This is a genomic window from Chitinophaga polysaccharea, from assembly GCF_007829335.1.
Lineage (GTDB): Bacteria > Bacteroidota > Bacteroidia > Chitinophagales > Chitinophagaceae > Chitinophaga > Chitinophaga polysaccharea_B.
This window is the reverse complement of the sequence record NZ_VIWO01000002.1, coordinates 533,924-549,402: the sequence shown is the minus strand read 5'-3', so window position 1 is coordinate 549,402 and position 15,479 is coordinate 533,924. Positions and strand designations below refer to the sequence as shown.

Genomic DNA, 15,479 nt, shown 5'->3' with positions numbered 1-15,479 from the left:
TTAATAATTGGTTTTTGCTTACAAGCTGGTTGGTTATTTGCTTATGAAGAAAAGAAATCCCCTCGCCCAAAGCGGGGGGATTTTTGTTTTTATAGCTCTATTCCGCCACTCAACCAATTTCTCTTCAACTCCCACTAATTAATTATTACTTTTGACAATCTGTAAATTCACGTATCGCCAAATGTTTATAAGACGTTCTACCGCTTTGGTTATCATTTTATTAGCAGCTATCGGTTTACCCGCTATGGCACAACCATCTCCTGCATGGAACGCTGCTGATATCAGACTGCAATTAAAGAAACTCGATACACTGGGAAGCGTATTGTACATAGCCGCCCATCCCGACGATGAAAATACCCGGCTGTTGGGCTACCTGGCTAAGGAAAAGCTGTACAGAACGGGATACCTGTCGCTCACCCGTGGTGATGGCGGGCAAAACCTCGTAGGCAATGAACAATCTGAATTGCTTGGATTGATTCGTACGCAGGAACTGCTGGCCGCGCGTCGTATCGATGGGGCAGAACAGTTCTTTACCCGCGCCCAGGACTTCGGGTTCTCTAAAAACCCCCAGGAAACATTTACTATCTGGGATCGCGAAAAGATTTTAGGAGATGTGGTATACATGATCCGAAAATTTCAACCAGACGTAATCATCTGTCGTTTTCCGGCAGATAGTCGCGCCGGGCATGGGCACCATACTGCCTCGGCCATGCTGGCGGCAGAAGCATTTACCGCTGCTGCTGATCCCAAACGATATCCTGAACAGCTGAAGCTCGTAAAACCCTGGCAGGCCAAACGCATCCTCTGGAATACCTTCAGTTTTGGCAGCATCAATACCACCGCCGATGATCAGTTTAAGATAGATGTAGGCGCCTTTAATCCATTACTGGGTAAGGGATTTGGGGAGATAGCCGCGGAAAGTCGTTCCCAGCATAAAAGTCAGGGCTTCGGGGTGCCCGCTTCCAGGGGTAGCTCACTGGAATATTTCCTGACTATCAAAGGCAATACACCGAAAAAAGATTTACTTGACGATGTCAATACCAGCTGGTCAAGGGTACCGGGCGGCGAGAAAGTAGGACGCCTGGTAGATGCCGCACTCGCCGCGTATAATATGGACGATCCGTCTGCTTCTGTGCCGGCTTTGCTGGAAATACGCCGGGCCATTCAGGCCTTGCCCGATGGCTACTGGCGTAACGGGAAACTCGCAGAAACAGAGCAGCTCATCTATGCCTGCGCCGGTCTCTGGGCAGAAGCCTATAGCACTGCTCCTACCGTAGTCCCCGGAACTAATATGGAAGCCACGGTACAGCTGATCAATCGTGGAAATGTGAAGGTAATCCTGGAGCAGATCGACCTTCCGGGAAAACCCAATGCTGCCGGTCAACAGGAACTGGCTTACAATAAGTTTACCAGCATTTCACAAACCCTGACAGTACCTGCCAACACCCCGGAGTCACAGCCCTATTGGCTGGCAACAACACACCGGGTAGGCATGTACGTTATAAATGATCCTTTACTGGTGGGTAACCCGGAAAATATTCCGCCACTACAGGCTAAGATCCGCTTCCGCATTGGCGACCAGGAATTCAACATTACCCGTCCCCTGCAATATAAATATACCGACCCTGTAAAAGGGGAAATATACCAGCCGCTGGTGATCGCGCCACCAGTGGTAGCAGATATGAACAGCCAGGTATACATCTTTACAGATACCAAACCGCAGGCAGTGCCGGTCAAAATTAAGGCCATGGCCGACCAGGTACAGGGAACGGTGAAACTGCAATTGCCTGCAGGCTTTGTCGCTACCGAAAGCAGCCTGCCTTTTAACCTGGCTCAGAAAGGCGATGAGGTGGAACTACGTTTTAATATCCTCCCTACAAAAAATATTACCGATAACCATGCAGACACTTTTACGGTGGTGATGCAAACTAACGGGAAGGAATATACGCAGAGTTTACTGCAGATCCGCTACGATCATATTCCACTTATTACCTTATTTCCGCCTGCAGCAGCCAGGCTGGTATCTGTGAACCTGAAACATAATGGCAACCGCCTTGGATATATTCCCGGTGCCGGTGATATGGTAGCAGCTTCACTTCGCCAGGTAGGCTATGATGTGACGGAGCTGGCCGAAAAGGACATTATGAGCGGTAACCTGCAACAATATGATGCCATCATTGCCGGGGTACGCGCCTATAACGTGAACGCACGTATGAAATACTGGCAACCCAGGTTGATGGACTACGTAAACAACGGCGGCAAACTGATTGTACAGTACAACGTAAACAGCCCCCTGGTAACCAATAACCTCGGGCCTTATCCGTTCAGCCTTTCCCGCGACCGGGTAACAGATGAAAACGCGAAAGTGGATTTCATCAATCCGAAAGATCCGGTATTCCATTATCCCAATGAAATTACAGCGGCTGATTTCAACGGCTGGGTACAGGAGCGGGGATTATACTATACTGCTAATGCCGACAAAGCCTACGATAAACTCTTTACCATGCATGACCAGGGAGAATCGCCATTGGATGGTTCTACACTGGTAGCGCATTATGGTAAAGGAGCTTATGTGTATACCGGCCTGTCCTTTTTCCGGCAGCTGCCGGCAGGCGTACCTGGTGCGTATCGCCTGTTTGTAAACCTGATTTCTGTTAAATAGGGATTGAACGAAAATGAGTAAGAAACACGAACAGAACCGCCCCCGGCTAAGAATAGCTGCCGGCTTTTGTATTATCCTGGGGTTGCTGATAGGATTCAGTATCAAGCGCGTGCAGGTGGGATTGATTATAGGAGTTGTGCTGGGCCTCTTGTCAGGAAGTATGTGGAGTAAAAGTAATTCAAACGATTAATATGGCGTTGGATCAACAGCCGGAAGAGAAGCCACCTTTATTTCCCACATGGGGATACTGGTATGCATTGGTAATAGCCTGGTTGCTGTTACTGATCGTGCTCTTCTACTTATTCACCAAAACATTTTCATGAGCCCTTTAGATTGGACGGTACTTATCGGTACGCTCACCACTATTATTCTGTACGGTGTCTGGAAAAGCCGCGGCCAGCAAAACCTGGATAGTTATTTCCTGGATAACCAATCTATGCCCTGGTATATCATCCTGTTGTCTATTATCGGTACCCAGGCCAGCGCCATCACTTTTATTTCAGCACCGGGTCAGGCCTATACAGACGGGATGCGTTTTGTGCAGTATTACTTCGGCTTGCCGTTGGCCATGGTAGTACTTTGTATCACTTTTGTCCCCATTTTTCATAAGCTTAAAGTATACACCGCCTACGAATACCTGGAGCAGCGGTTTGATCTTAAAACGCGTACACTGGCTTCTACGCTGTTTTTGATCCAGCGAGGACTCTCTACCGGTATCAGTATCTGCGCGCCGTCTATTATATTGTCGTCATTGCTGGGATGGAATCTTTACTGGACCAATATGATTATGGGCGGATTGCTCATTATCTATACCGTAGTAGGTGGTACCCGGGCAGTAGCCTATACGCAAACGTTTCAGCTCATCATCATTTTCAGCGGTATGTTTCTTGCCGGATGGATGGTAGTGCACTTATTGCCTCCGGATGTAGGATTTAAACAGGCCTTACAGGTATCCGGCAAGATGGATAAGCTGAATGTGATAGTAACGAAGTTCGACTGGAAAGACAAATACAATATCTGGAGTGGTATCATCGGAGGCTTTTTCCTGGCCTTATCTTATTTTGGAACAGACCAGTCGCAGGTAGGCCGCTACCTCACGGCCAAATCGGTGAAGGAAAGCCGCATGGGCCTGCTGATGAACGGCCTGGTGAAAGTTCCCATGCAATTCCTGATCTTATTGATCGGAGCCATGGTATTTGTATTTTACCTGTATTTCAGGGCGCCTATTTTCTTCAATGAAGCCCAGCTGGCCAGGGCACATAAAACAGAACAGGGCCCTGCGTTACTAAAACTGGAAGATCAATACACGGAATTAGGTAAGGTAAAACAGCAGCAGGTAAAACAACTCGCAGCTGCCCTGGAAGCAGGTAACAACGCGCAAGCGGACATCGCTAAAAAAGAGTTGCAGCAAACAGATGTGAAAGCGACTGTCATCAGAACGGAAGCCCTGTCACTCATCAAAGCATCAGATCCTACGGCCGACACCAGTGACACAAATTATATTTTCCTGCATTTTGTGGTGAATAGTTTGCCCAAAGGCTTGGTGGGCTTACTGATCGCCATTATTTTCCTGGCAGCCTGGGGAAGTATTGCCGCGGCATTGAATTCGCTGGCCTCCACTACAGTGGTGGATGTATACCAGCGCCTTTACAACGCCAATGCATCGCCCGGTCATTATCTCATGATTTCCAGGCTCTGGACATTGATCTGGGGTGTCTTTTGTATCGTGGTAGCACAGTTTGCCGGCAGCCTGGGAAGTCTCATCGAGGTGGTAAACGTATTGGGGTCGTGGTTTTATGGAGTTACGCTGGGAATTTTCCTGGTAGCCTTTTACCTGAAAAAGGTAGGGGGGACGGCCACCTTCTGGGCAGCCATCATTTCCGAAATCGTAGTACTGGTAGTGTATTGGATCGGCGCCGTATCCTTCTTGTGGCTCAACGCCATTGGATGTTTGCTGGTATTGTTACTGGCCTGGGTATTTCACCAGTTTTGTGCGCCAGCGCAACCGCGGGAAATAGCATAAGGATCATCTCATTTACATAAAAAAGCCATTGAAGGAAATCCTTCAATGGCTTTTTTATGTAAATGAGATGTTTATTTCAGTGTTGCCAGTAGCTTTTTATTCAGCGTTACATAGTCATCGTTTTTAGCGGCAGTGGCCAGTTCGATAGACTTCTGCGCAGCTTCTTTCGCTACCGCTACTTTTTTAGCTTTTGCGTTGATGCGTGCTTTTTGGTACCAAACCCAGAATGCTTCAGGGCTTTGAGCAGCGGCGGCGTCAATCCATTCTACCGCTTTGTTGAGGTCTTTACCGGTTTCGAAGTAGTAAACTGCTGCCTGGAAATAAGGCTTCTTTTCACCCTTCATAGCTTCTTCGATCTGGCCGGTGATCTTACCATCAATATCGGCTTTAATGACTACCGGTACTTTGGTTTTATCCCAGCTGAGGGCAAGGATAACGCTATTGGAACGTACGTTCTCAAACTCGATGGTAAAGTTTTCCTGTGAAAAAGGCATCGCAACAGGGGATACTTTCACGCGGGCAATATCGTTTTCAGGCTTGTAAGCGGCAGGGCTGGTAACGTCCAGGCTGCTGGTCAGGATTATTGTCCAGGATTTGGCCCCCGGGATAGATAATAAACCATATTTACCCGCTTTAACAGGTACGCCGCCGAAGGTGATGTCTTCTCCAAAAGTAATGGTGGTAGCGCTATTGGCGCCGGTTCGCCATACTTTGTCGTATGGTACCAGGTCGCCCATGATCACACGGCCATTCTTTTGTGGGCGGGAGTAGCTCAGCTCTATATTGGATAAAGCAAAGTCCTGTTTGATCGTCTGAGTAGGACTTGGCGCAGGCATCTTAATGCCCTGGGCGAGGGTGGTACCCGCATACAGCAAAAGCATAGCACCGGCTGCTGCGGTGAAGGTTCTGATAGTTCTCATATTTAGGTGGGTATTTAAATGCTATTCGATAATCCCATTACGGAATGCGTACAGTACCAGTCCAACGCTGTTTTTAACGTTGATCTTTTCCAGTAACTTCTGACGGATACCTTCAACGGTGCGGGGACTCAGGAAGATCTGTTCAGAAATTTCCTGGGTCGTCAGTTCATTACATATCAGCTTCAGTACTTCCTGTTCCCGGTCGTTGAGTTGTATTTCGTTTTTAAGTGTCGGCTTAAATTGTTGCTTGTTTTTATGTAATACCTTTTTCAGCAGGGCCAGGTTTACATTTTCATTGAAGTAAAATCCTTTTTCGAAAGTAGTACAGATGGCTTCGTAGATCTCTTCAGGTTCCGCATTTTTTAGTAGGTAGGCATTGGCGCCGTTTTCTACCAGATGGACAATAAAGTTGTCGTCTTCATACATGGTGAGTATGATTACTTTTACATCCGGGTATTTTTCCTTTACCTTAATGGTGGCTTCAATGCCATCCATATTGGGCATTTTCAGGTCCATCAGTATAACATCCGGCTGCTGTGTTTCCATGGTCTGCAACAGATGCAGTCCATCATCCGCCTCGAAAATAAAGCGGATATTTTCGTAAGGAATCAGTGTGTTGATGACTCCACTGCGGAAGATTTTATGATCATCCGCAATGGCCACTTTTATGTGTGCCATAGGTGGACAGTTAGAAGATTTGCTATTATTTTATTTTGAATAAATTACTATTAGTCATGCTATTATACAGGTTTAACACAACCGGACGGCAATTTAACAATAAAACAAGATAAGTATCAACTATTCTGTGAGGATGACTGGTAATTCTCTACACTAATCGACGCAATTGTACCTTGTGGTGTTCCGGCTGTGAAGGTAATATTTCCGCCGATAATATTGAGGCGGCTCTCAATATTTTTAAGGCCCAGGCTACCTGTTTTCTTACGGGCATCGCCCAACGTAGTGAGGAGGGCGCCATTACCATTGTCTGCTACATCTATCGTGAGCAGGGACGGAGTGGTTTGGTAACTGATTTTTATTTCAGTTGCGGCGGCATGTTTCAGAATGTTGTTAATCAGTTCCTGTACTACGCGGTATACATTCAGTGCCTTTTCCCGGTCTACCGTTTGCCCGCTGCCGGCGGCGGTAAAACTGATCTTTACCTGTTTGTTTTTATTCATCAGGTTGCAGAAGGAATCGAGTGCATGGGCTAAACCAAGGTTTTCCAGTGCCTGGGGGTGGAGGCTTTGAGATATGAATCGCAGCTGCTGTATAATAGTATCTGTAAAGTCTTTGGTTTCTTTAAGCCGCTCTGTTTCGCCGTTACCTGTCTTCAGCAGGGTCTGGAGGCCGCCGATATTCAGTTTTAACACCGAAAGTTGCGCGCCCACTTCATCATGCAGATCTTCTGCAATGCGCTTCCGTTCCTGCTCCTGGCCCTGTAAAACAGCTACGAGACGTTCCCGCTGGAGTTGCAGGTCTTTATCGCGGATCAGTAGCTTGTGCTGGATAACCTGCTTCTGCTGTAACATCACTAAAATGATCACAATAACACCAAGCATTAACATTACTGTAGTTCCAATTACAATAATATCAACTGTCTGCATATCTCAATTTTTTAAGTTTTGAGAGCCCAATATACAGCAGAATCATAGAAACTATGCCAACGAAATTATTGATGGTCAGAATCCCGGAAATCACTTTTCCCCTGGGATCGGGCCTGAATACTTGTTGCAGTACATTATAGCTGATATTAAACAGGAATACTGTACAGTAAAAGAGAAAAATCCCTGAATTGTACCAGAAGGAGGGCATGGTATCAATATAGATCGATTTTTCTATCAGCTCTTTGTCGTTCAACATCTGCCAGAAAAATATAACCCCGTATATGAGAATGACAATCGATTTGATACCGGCAGAGATAGAGTTGTAGTGATAGAATCCTTCAATTACAAAGATGTCGAGGCCAAAAACAAGGGCTACAACGATGGGCATAAACAGGATCACCCGTTTAATCACCTTGTTCTTAATACAACTAAGGTAAACCAGGGAAATAATAACAAACTGAACGAGGTTCATGAAGTTAAAGAACCACATGTTATTGTGGAACAGGTATCCGATCACATCGGAACCAACAGCGAAAACAATGCTGCTAACGATATAATAAAATATCCAGAGGGAAGGGCGGTCAAACAGTTTATAGTTTAGGATGAAGGGGATCAGAATAAGTAATTCGATCCCCATCATGGCGTAATAACTGTACCAGAATAATTTATCCACGAGATTCCTTTATAGTTAAGGTTTTGTACCGGAACAATATTGCGGGCATGGTACACCCTGATCCAGGATGACAGGAGGCGTATCTTTGGCAACAATGCCGGAAGCCTGGGCAGCGGCCATTTCTGCAGCGGATTTAGGGAGAATGTCGTTACCATTTTCATCAACGGCTACCAGGATCATTTTTCTTTCCCGTTGACTATCACCATTTAACTTAATACCATAATAAATTCTCATCGCCACAGCGCCTGGTTGATCCAGCACTTCCAGTATTTTGTCTTTGCCAAAACACATGGCCTTTACATGACTGTCGAAAGATTTTTGATTCGCGTGATCATCATCATGATTTTTTGTTAACTCCAACATTTCTTCTAAAGAAATGAACCCGCCCGCGTCTGACGGAATGGGTCTGTTAGGTAGGTTGCTCATATAGGGGAAGTTTTAGTTTGCGGTAAAAATATCATAATTTCTTACATAATCAACGGGGGAATTACACAGGTAAGTGGACGGTTTTGTCTCGCGTAGTGTTCTCAAATGCTTTGTGGGAAAGTATTTTGGCTTATTTGGGGAGATGGGAAAATCAGTAGCCGTCTCCCTAGAATGCGTACTTATACGCATACCTTTCCGGGTGTGGAAGGAGTATTCCAATAACAAATGCCTGGTTTCGTTCACTTGCTTCGGTCGGAGCATACCCGGCATGTTTTATCATGTGAACTGTCTGCATATCTACAGCAGGCTGTTGCGTGGTTCTTATCAGGATCTGCGTACTTATACGTAATCCTTTTTTTCAGTTGTTCAACGCTTGACTGCTCTGATAAACTTCACAATCTTTGTAACATCAACCGCTTAAGTATCAGTTGTATTTAGAAAAATACCTCCGTGTATTTGGCCTTTCTACCTTGTTTGTTTGATTAGTATATGCAGAAACAGTTCATCAGGTGATGCTCGTTAACCCCTTTTGTTTCTTAAAAAAATAAAATTATGAGTTACCTATTAATCGGAAACATCTCTGCACTTATTTGTAATGATTGTGTTGAGCCACTGGCTAATGCACGTATCCGGGTTTATTTGCCGGCGACACACGCCCCGGTAACCCCGCAGCCCAATGGCATCTTTAACGATATGCAGCCTTTGTCGGCACGGGAAGTGTTGATGAAAGCCGACAGGCTCCTGGCGGAGACCACCCTCGACGAAAAGGGAGGCTTTTGCTTGTCCTGGAACGAAGTACACCTGTTTACGGAAGCATTGGAACTGGACTTGTGCCTCGATCAGCTGCCGGGAAAAAATGGTAACCGTCATCCCCGGAACTATCACCTCAGCCGGCTGGTGCTGCCCTGGAAAAGGAACAGTACCGGTTATGTAGGCGCCTATGCCTATGTAATACCAGCGGCGCTCTGGCAGAACATTTATTCCAGCGCCGGCGCCTGGCTTATTACCGGTGTGGTAAAACCTTACTTTAGTGCACCCGGGCAACCCCACCTGAAAGTGGAAGCTTACAACGCTCTCTCCGGACGCCTATTGGGTATTGCCCATACTGATGAATCAGGCCGTTACTTTTTGCACTTCTCGGGAAACCAGGTAGGTACCGGGCGTCCGCAAGCCATCATTTCAGGTCGTAAAAACCTGGGCCCGGATGTGTATTTTAAAGTATATCGCAATAATCACTTACTATGGGCAGAAGATGAGCGGATGGGATTAAGCCGGGAAAGAAGAGATATTGCCCCCTGCAGTAACATCAATCTTATTTATAAATCTTCAAAAGTGAAACGAGCTTCCGATCAGATAGGCAACTGGTTCTCAGAAATAATTACCCTTAAGGGTACACGAAAAAGCAAGAGTGATAAATTCCGTTTGATAACCCAATTTAGCTTACTGTAAAAGTTGTCTGGATGTTTGAACATCCGGTGTTTGTAAATTCCCCCTTATTGCAAATGGCAAAAAAAAACAGCTACCTTTCGCAGGTAGCTGTTGCCTTTTTATGGTATGCTAAAACCGGGGATGAAACCGCATGAGGGTATCCCGGAGGTATTCCCGGTCCAGGTGCGTATAGATTTCCGTGGTGGTAATGCTTTCATGTCCCAGCATTTCCTGTACGGCCCGGAGGTCTGCCCCGCCTTCTACCAGGTGGGTAGCAAAGGAATGCCGGAAGGTATGAGGGGATACGTTCTTCTGGATGCCCGCTTTTTGTGCCAGCTCCTTGATCACCAGGAAGATCATTACCCGGCTCAGGGCGCCGCCGCGGCGGTTAAGAAACAGCGTATCTTCTTCTCCATATTTAACAGGGAGCATTACACGAACATTTCTCCGGTAAATATCTATCTGCCGCATGGCATCTTTCCCAATAGGCACCATACGTTCTTTATTGCCTTTCCCGATTACGCGGATAAACCCAACATCCAGGTGCAGCTGGGTAATCTGTAAATTAATCACCTCGCTTACCCGGAGTCCGCAACTATACATGGTTTCCAGGATGGCTTTATTACGGTGGCCTTCCGCCGTATCCAGCGATATCTGGGAAATGATCTTTTCAATTTCCTCGAAGGTGAGCACATCGGGTAGCTTACGCAACACCTTGGGCGCTTCCAGTAGCTGGGTCGGATCTTCCTGGGCCATGTCTTCCAACAACAGGAATTTATAAAAAGCCTTCAGGCCGGAAATGGTCCGGGCCTGGGAGGTGGCAGTCATACCCAATTGGGCAATCCATTGAATACAACCCTGCAAATCTTCGAGTGTAACATCCTGGGGCCGGAACTTTTCTTTACCATTGGCCATCAGGTATTGCTCCAATTTTTCTACGTCACGGAGGTAGGCTTCTACCGAATGATCCGACATCGATCGCTCTAAACGGAGGTAGCCTTTAAATAATTTTCGGAACGATTCCCACATGAAAGCAAGTTAAATGCTTTTTGTAAAACAACGGTGATGGCTATCCGAAAAAGTGCTAAAAAGGGGGAATATGGTGTGGAAAGTAGGAGAGAAGCGTCTTATTTGAAGTGTTACTTGATGAGTATATTATTATATTATTGAAAATCAGCTATTTGGAATGATGTTATTTTGGCCTCTTTTTGCTGATAAACCGGTGATTTTAAAGGTCTTTTCCCCTATCATATTTCTATTAAAAATCATGTAATTACGACGTTTTGTCAGTTTGGACCTAATTCCTAAAGTGATGGTTCATGTATTTCTCGTAAATAGATATAAATCAATTATTTGTATTAAATCAGATCAATAGGTAGGAGCAACAAAAAAGCCGGTTTTGATAACCGGCTTTTTGCACTGATGTAAATGACAGTATTAGAATTTTTCGAGCCCGCTGAAGAAGAAGTTACCTTCAATCACAGCGTTTTCGTCAGAGTCAGAACCGTGAACAGCGTTACGGCCGATAGACTCAGCATATTTTTTACGGATGGTACCTTCCTCTGCGTTAGCTGGGTTGGTGGCACCGATCAGTTTACGAAAATCTTCTACGGCGTTGTCTTTTTCCAGGATAGCTGCTACGATATGGCCGCTGCTCATGAATTCTACCAGTTCACCGTAAAAAGGTCTTTCTTTATGGACTGCATAAAACTCACCTGCTTTTGCAGTAGATAACTGCGTCATTTTCATGGCTACGATGCGGAAACCTGCAGCGTTGATCATGTTTAAAATGCCGCCAATGTGCCCGTTTGCTACTGCATCAGGCTTGATCATAGTAAATGTTCTGTTGCTCATATAATGTTTAATTCCGAATTACAGATTAGGCCGCAAAAGTAATTACATTTTCTTTAGTGGTAAAAAATTTTGAAATTCTGGCTCAAATAAAGAACTTCGCACTTCGTTTTCTGTTTCAACCACTTGTTGTGATTGGAAATCAACTCTTAACATTACAGTTTTTTAATGAAGCCGATCGAGGAAATTAAGCCTTTGCTGGAGAGCCCTAAGAAAGTGGTCGTAACAATGCATCAGAAGCCAGATGCCGATGCCATGGGATCTTCATTGGCGATGTACCACTACTTGTTACAGAAAGGACACCAGGTAACTGTAATCTCACCCACTAACTTTCCGGATTTCCTGAAATGGATGCCAGGTGCAGATACCGTCATTGATTTTGAATCCTCCATGGATAGAGCTATACAGGCATTGGAAGGGACTGATCTGTTGTTTTGCCTGGATTTTAATGCATTGTACCGCACCAAAAACCTGGCGCCTCACCTCGAAAAATTAGATTGTATCAAGATCCTCATAGACCACCACCTGGAGCCTCAACCCAGTTTTGACTACGGTGTAAGTGATACAAAAGCTAGCTCCACCGCCCAATTAGTTTATGAAACTATATATAAATTGGGAGATGAGCAGTATATTAACCTCGAAATTGCGCAATGCATTTATGCAGGTACCGTTACGGATACCGGCTCCTTCCGCTTTGCGTCTACCACGGCGGCCGTTCACCGCATGGTGGCCGACCTGATGGAAAGAGGCCTTCGCCACGAAGTGATTCACCAGGCGATTTATGATAACTTCCTGGAAAACCGCCTCCGGTTCCTCGGGCATAGCCTCCTGAACCGTATGGAGGTATTCTATGAATATAATACCGCTATGCTGGCCATTCCTTATACAGACCTGAAAAGGTTTGACCTGCAAACCGGAGATACGGAAGGCCTGGTTAACTTCCTGCTGTCAATACAGGGAATAAAAATGGCAGCATTGATCATCGACCGCCATTCAGAAGTGAAATTGTCTTTCCGGTCCAAAGGCGATTTCGATGTAAATACCTTCGCCCGGAAATATTTTGACGGAGGAGGGCATTTCAACGCATCCGGCGGCCGTAGCACCGATTCACTCGAAAAAACGGTAGACCGGTTTATAAAAGCCATAGAACAAAACGAAGCGCTGTTACAATAAATGAATTAAAGTATTTCAACCTACTAATACAATCAAATGAAAAAACACAATCAGTTATTAGTTGCAACCGCAGCACTCGGCTTATTCGTAGCCAGTTGCGGTACAGGTGTTAAAAAAACACCGGGCGGTATTGAGTATATCGTTCACAAATCCGGCAGCGGAGCACAACTGAAATTGGGCGATACCGCCCTGTTGAACGTTACCCAGCGTATCAATGATTCCCTGCTGGGAGATTCCCGTAAAATGGTAGGCGCACCCATCCCCGTACTCGTGGCTAAAGCACAGAACAAGTACGACCTGATGGAAGGTATTGCCCTCCTCCATGAAGGCGATAGCGCTACTTTTGTTATTCCCTGGGATTCATTACCAGCGCAGGAACGTCCTCCATTTGGTAAGAAAGGTGATAAGCTGAAAATCACTTTCGCGGTTGAAGGAAAATATTCAGCAGCAGCTCAGAAAGAGAAAGACGAAAAACTCATTAAAGAGTACCTGGAGAAAAACAAAATCAACGCTACTAAAAACGCAGAAGGCGTATACGTAGCAGTTACCCAGGAAGGTACCGGCGGCACCCCTAATCCAGGTGATACCGTTTATGTACACTACACTGGTAAACTCACCACCGGTAAAGTATTTGATTCCAGCCAGGATTCAACCATGCGTCCAGGCATGCCGTTAGAGCCAATTAAATTCCCTATCGGTCGTGGTTTCGTTATCAAAGGATGGGATGCCGGTTTAAGCGGTCTGAAAAAAGGATCCAAAGCTACCCTGGTAATTCCTTCTGTACTGGCTTATGGCCTGCAGGGAAGTCCTCCGGTAATTCCTAGCAACTCTATCCTCGTATTCGACGTACAGTTGGTAGACATTAAACCAGGTGCACCAGCACCAGCTGCTCCGGTTGCACCAGCTGCACCAGTTCCGGCAAAAAAATAAATTACCTGATCGTAATAAAAAAGGGCCCCCGCTTATGCGGGGGCCCTTTTTCTATATCATATATTAATACTATCCCTATCAGGCGTAGCCATCTATCAATACCTCGTATAATTTTACCTTTAGGTCTTCCAGCGACACATCCTGGGTTAGTACTCCATCCATCGCATAAGAAACCGTTCCCCGCTCTTCCGATACAATAATCGCCAGGTTATCACTATGTTCGGTAATGCCCACCGCCGAACGATGCCTTAATCCAATACGGGTGGGCAGATTCGGGTTCTCTGATACCGGCAATATTACCTTGGCCGCCAGGATCTTGTTGCCCACTATAATCAACGCCCCATCGTGCAAGGGACTATGCTTTTCAAAAATGCTCTCTATCAGCTTGGCGCTTACATTCCCATCAATCGGAATACTGGAGGCAGAATCGAACTTTACACGGTAAGTCGTCGCTATCACCATCAACGCCCCTGTAAACGTACTTTGCATACGGCTTACCGCCACAATGATCTCGTTAATGATATTTTCTTCTTCCTTATAGCTTTTAAACTTATCAGGGAGGAATAACTTGGTGAAAAAACTATCCTTGCTCAAAGGTGTTTTCTTACCCAGTACCAGCAGGAACTTCCGGATCTCCGGCTGAAAAATAATAATGATGGCGATAATCCCAACATTGATAAAGTTTTGCAGGATACTGGTCAGAATAGGCATCGATAAAGCCCTGACCAGGAAATAAGCTGCATATACCATTAACAGGCCTACGAAAATATTAAACGCAAGACTGCCCTTTAATAAACGGTATAATTGAATAATTAAAAAAATAACAATCAGCAGGTCCAAAAGATTTAGCCAGCGAAACTCAACTCCATAAAACTGTATAACTTCCTTCATAATTGTAAAAATAGTAAGATAAGATTTAACGGCCCCTCATTTTCTCTGTGATCTTTATCGCCTCTACCGCCGCTTTTACATCATGTACCCGCAGGATATGTGTACCTTGCTGCAGGGCAATGGTATTCAGCACAGTGGTGCCATTGAGCGCTTCCACCGGAGTAACGCCCAGTAATTTATATATCATCGACTTGCGTGAAATACCCGTCAGCACCGGTACGCCCAGCACATCCCGGAAAAGGTGCAACTGCCCCAACAGGGTATAATTATGATCGAGGGTTTTCCCAAAACCAAATCCCGGGTCGGCAATAAAATCTCTGATCCCGGCTGCCCGGCACTGGGCCAGCTTTTGTTGCAGGTAATCCAATACTTCTGCCACCACATCTTCGTACTGTGGGTTATGCTGCATGGTAGCAGGCTTCCCCTGCATGTGCATAGCTATATACGGCACCTGTAATTGACCGACGGTCGGGATCATGGCAGCATCCAGGTCGCCTGCACTCACATCATTAATAATAGAAGCGCCTGCCTGTACGGCCCTTTCGGCTACGGAAGCATACCAGGTATCTATAGAAATAATCGCCTTCGGATAGCTGTTCAATATAGCATGGATGGCGGGAATTAAGCGGTGTATTTCTTCGTCGGCGCCTATGACTGTGGCGCCCGGGCGGGTACTTTGCGCTCCCAGATCCAGTATGGCGGCGCCTTCTTCCAGGTGCTGCTGTACCTTTTCCATTACCTGGTGTAGCTGATGCATACGGTTACCTTCATAAAAGGAATCATCCGTTACATTAATAATACCCATCACCACAGGGGCAGCCAGGGACAACAACTGTCCCCTGCAGTTAATAGCCGGTGAATGATGCATATGGATATGGTGCGGTGTCATATGATTGCA

General features: G+C 45.8%; 16 protein-coding genes. 7 read left to right on the top strand and 9 right to left on the bottom strand.

Going from position 1 to position 15,479, the window contains the following annotated elements; genetic code table 11:
• The first annotated feature begins 181 nt into the window (after positions 1-181).
• From FHW36_RS10170 to FHW36_RS10165, 4 genes are read left to right on the top strand one after another with little or no spacing between them, the layout of a single operon-like run.
• Positions 182-2,662 carry a PIG-L family deacetylase gene (locus FHW36_RS10170; protein WP_145666551.1) on the top strand — a complete coding sequence of 827 codons (2,481 nt, stop codon included), beginning with the start codon at positions 182-184 and terminating at the stop codon, positions 2,660-2,662.
• 13 nt (positions 2,663-2,675) lie between these two features.
• Positions 2,676-2,852: a hypothetical protein gene (locus tag FHW36_RS30480; RefSeq protein WP_186452375.1), complete on the top strand. Its 177-nt coding sequence runs from the start codon at positions 2,676-2,678 to the stop codon at positions 2,850-2,852.
• Position 2,853: 1 nt separating this feature from the next.
• A complete protein-coding gene (locus tag FHW36_RS30940; protein ID WP_262713383.1) occupies positions 2,854-2,985 on the top strand; it encodes a hypothetical protein in 132 nt (43 codons plus the stop codon).
• Positions 2,982-4,685 carry a sodium:solute symporter gene (locus tag FHW36_RS10165; protein ID WP_145666546.1) on the top strand — a complete coding sequence of 568 codons (1,704 nt, stop codon included), beginning with the start codon at positions 2,982-2,984 and terminating at the stop codon, positions 4,683-4,685. The genes FHW36_RS30940 and FHW36_RS10165 overlap by 4 nt, the downstream gene beginning before the upstream one ends.
• 71 nt (positions 4,686-4,756) lie before the next feature.
• Here the strand turns inward: FHW36_RS10165 and FHW36_RS10160 are convergent, their stop codons facing one another.
• The 5 genes from FHW36_RS10160 to FHW36_RS10140 form a co-directional block, all read right to left on the bottom strand.
• The gene (locus FHW36_RS10160; RefSeq protein WP_145666543.1) at positions 4,757-5,605 is read right to left on the bottom strand and encodes a DUF2911 domain-containing protein; all 849 of its coding nucleotides are present in this window, start codon (positions 5,603-5,605) and stop codon (positions 4,757-4,759) included.
• Positions 5,606-5,626: 21 nt separating this feature from the next.
• Positions 5,627-6,283, bottom strand: coding sequence for a response regulator transcription factor (locus FHW36_RS10155; RefSeq protein WP_145666540.1), 657 nt, complete (start codon positions 6,281-6,283; stop codon positions 5,627-5,629).
• Between the two features lie 116 nt (positions 6,284-6,399).
• Entirely contained in the window at positions 6,400-7,209 is an 810-nt protein-coding gene (locus FHW36_RS10150; protein WP_145666536.1) for a sensor histidine kinase, read from the bottom strand.
• On the bottom strand, positions 7,196-7,882 hold the full coding sequence (locus FHW36_RS10145) for a hypothetical protein (RefSeq protein WP_145666533.1): 687 nt from the start codon (positions 7,880-7,882) through the stop codon (positions 7,196-7,198). The genes FHW36_RS10150 and FHW36_RS10145 overlap by 14 nt, the downstream gene beginning before the upstream one ends.
• A 15-nt stretch (positions 7,883-7,897) precedes the next feature.
• Complete coding sequence (locus tag FHW36_RS10140) at positions 7,898-8,308, bottom strand: hypothetical protein (protein ID WP_145666530.1); 411 nt, start codon at positions 8,306-8,308, stop codon at positions 7,898-7,900.
• Positions 8,309-8,860: 552 nt separating this feature from the next.
• On the opposite strand from FHW36_RS10140, the gene FHW36_RS10135 reads away from it, so the two are divergent.
• On the top strand, positions 8,861-9,757 hold the full coding sequence (locus FHW36_RS10135) for a hypothetical protein (protein WP_145666527.1): 897 nt from the start codon (positions 8,861-8,863) through the stop codon (positions 9,755-9,757).
• Between the two features lie 108 nt (positions 9,758-9,865).
• Here FHW36_RS10135 and xerD read toward each other — a convergent pair whose 3' ends face one another.
• Entirely contained in the window at positions 9,866-10,765 is a 900-nt protein-coding gene (gene xerD / locus FHW36_RS10130) for a site-specific tyrosine recombinase XerD (RefSeq protein ID WP_145666524.1), read from the bottom strand.
• A 408-nt stretch (positions 10,766-11,173) separates the two neighbouring features.
• On the bottom strand, positions 11,174-11,590 hold the full coding sequence (locus FHW36_RS10125) for a nucleoside-diphosphate kinase (protein ID WP_145666522.1): 417 nt from the start codon (positions 11,588-11,590) through the stop codon (positions 11,174-11,176).
• A 165-nt stretch (positions 11,591-11,755) separates the two neighbouring features.
• Between FHW36_RS10125 and FHW36_RS10120 the strand changes: the two genes are divergently transcribed.
• Entirely contained in the window at positions 11,756-12,760 is a 1,005-nt protein-coding gene (locus tag FHW36_RS10120) for a DHH family phosphoesterase (protein WP_145666519.1), read from the top strand.
• A gap of 36 nt (positions 12,761-12,796) precedes the next feature.
• Positions 12,797-13,690: an FKBP-type peptidyl-prolyl cis-trans isomerase gene (locus tag FHW36_RS10115; protein ID WP_145666516.1), complete on the top strand. Its 894-nt coding sequence runs from the start codon at positions 12,797-12,799 to the stop codon at positions 13,688-13,690.
• 78 nt (positions 13,691-13,768) lie between these two features.
• Here the strand turns inward: FHW36_RS10115 and FHW36_RS10110 are convergent, their stop codons facing one another.
• Entirely contained in the window at positions 13,769-14,581 is an 813-nt protein-coding gene (locus tag FHW36_RS10110; RefSeq protein WP_145666513.1) for a diadenylate cyclase, read from the bottom strand.
• A 25-nt stretch (positions 14,582-14,606) separates the two neighbouring features.
• Positions 14,607-15,470, bottom strand: a complete 864-nt coding sequence (folP, locus tag FHW36_RS10105) for a dihydropteroate synthase (RefSeq protein WP_246121124.1) — start codon at positions 15,468-15,470, stop codon at positions 14,607-14,609.
• Between the last annotated feature and the right edge of the window lie 9 nt (positions 15,471-15,479).

Excerpts from the sequence above, each read along its gene's own strand:
- FHW36_RS10165 (WP_145666546.1), top strand. The coding sequence starts at position 2,982 with ATGAGCCCTTTAGATTGGACGGTACTTATCGGTACGCTCACCACTATT.
- FHW36_RS10125 (WP_145666522.1), bottom strand. The coding sequence starts at position 11,590 with ATGAGCAACAGAACATTTACTATGATCAAGCCTGATGCAGTAGCAAAC.
- FHW36_RS10120 (WP_145666519.1), top strand. The coding sequence starts at position 11,756 with ATGAAGCCGATCGAGGAAATTAAGCCTTTGCTGGAGAGCCCTAAGAAA.
- folP (WP_246121124.1), bottom strand. The coding sequence starts at position 15,470 with ATGACACCGCACCATATCCATATGCATCATTCACCGGCTATTAACTGC.
- FHW36_RS10110 (WP_145666513.1), bottom strand. The coding sequence starts at position 14,581 with ATGAAGGAAGTTATACAGTTTTATGGAGTTGAGTTTCGCTGGCTAAAT.
- FHW36_RS30940 (WP_262713383.1), top strand. The coding sequence starts at position 2,854 with ATGGCGTTGGATCAACAGCCGGAAGAGAAGCCACCTTTATTTCCCACA.
- FHW36_RS10170 (WP_145666551.1), top strand. The coding sequence starts at position 182 with ATGTTTATAAGACGTTCTACCGCTTTGGTTATCATTTTATTAGCAGCT.
- xerD (WP_145666524.1), bottom strand. The coding sequence starts at position 10,765 with ATGTGGGAATCGTTCCGAAAATTATTTAAAGGCTACCTCCGTTTAGAG.
- FHW36_RS30480 (WP_186452375.1), top strand. The coding sequence starts at position 2,676 with ATGAGTAAGAAACACGAACAGAACCGCCCCCGGCTAAGAATAGCTGCC.
- FHW36_RS10135 (WP_145666527.1), top strand. The coding sequence starts at position 8,861 with ATGAGTTACCTATTAATCGGAAACATCTCTGCACTTATTTGTAATGAT.
- FHW36_RS10150 (WP_145666536.1), bottom strand. The coding sequence starts at position 7,209 with ATGCAGACAGTTGATATTATTGTAATTGGAACTACAGTAATGTTAATG.
- FHW36_RS10155 (WP_145666540.1), bottom strand. The coding sequence starts at position 6,283 with ATGGCACACATAAAAGTGGCCATTGCGGATGATCATAAAATCTTCCGC.
- FHW36_RS10115 (WP_145666516.1), top strand. The coding sequence starts at position 12,797 with ATGAAAAAACACAATCAGTTATTAGTTGCAACCGCAGCACTCGGCTTA.
- FHW36_RS10160 (WP_145666543.1), bottom strand. The coding sequence starts at position 5,605 with ATGAGAACTATCAGAACCTTCACCGCAGCAGCCGGTGCTATGCTTTTG.
- FHW36_RS10140 (WP_145666530.1), bottom strand. The coding sequence starts at position 8,308 with ATGAGCAACCTACCTAACAGACCCATTCCGTCAGACGCGGGCGGGTTC.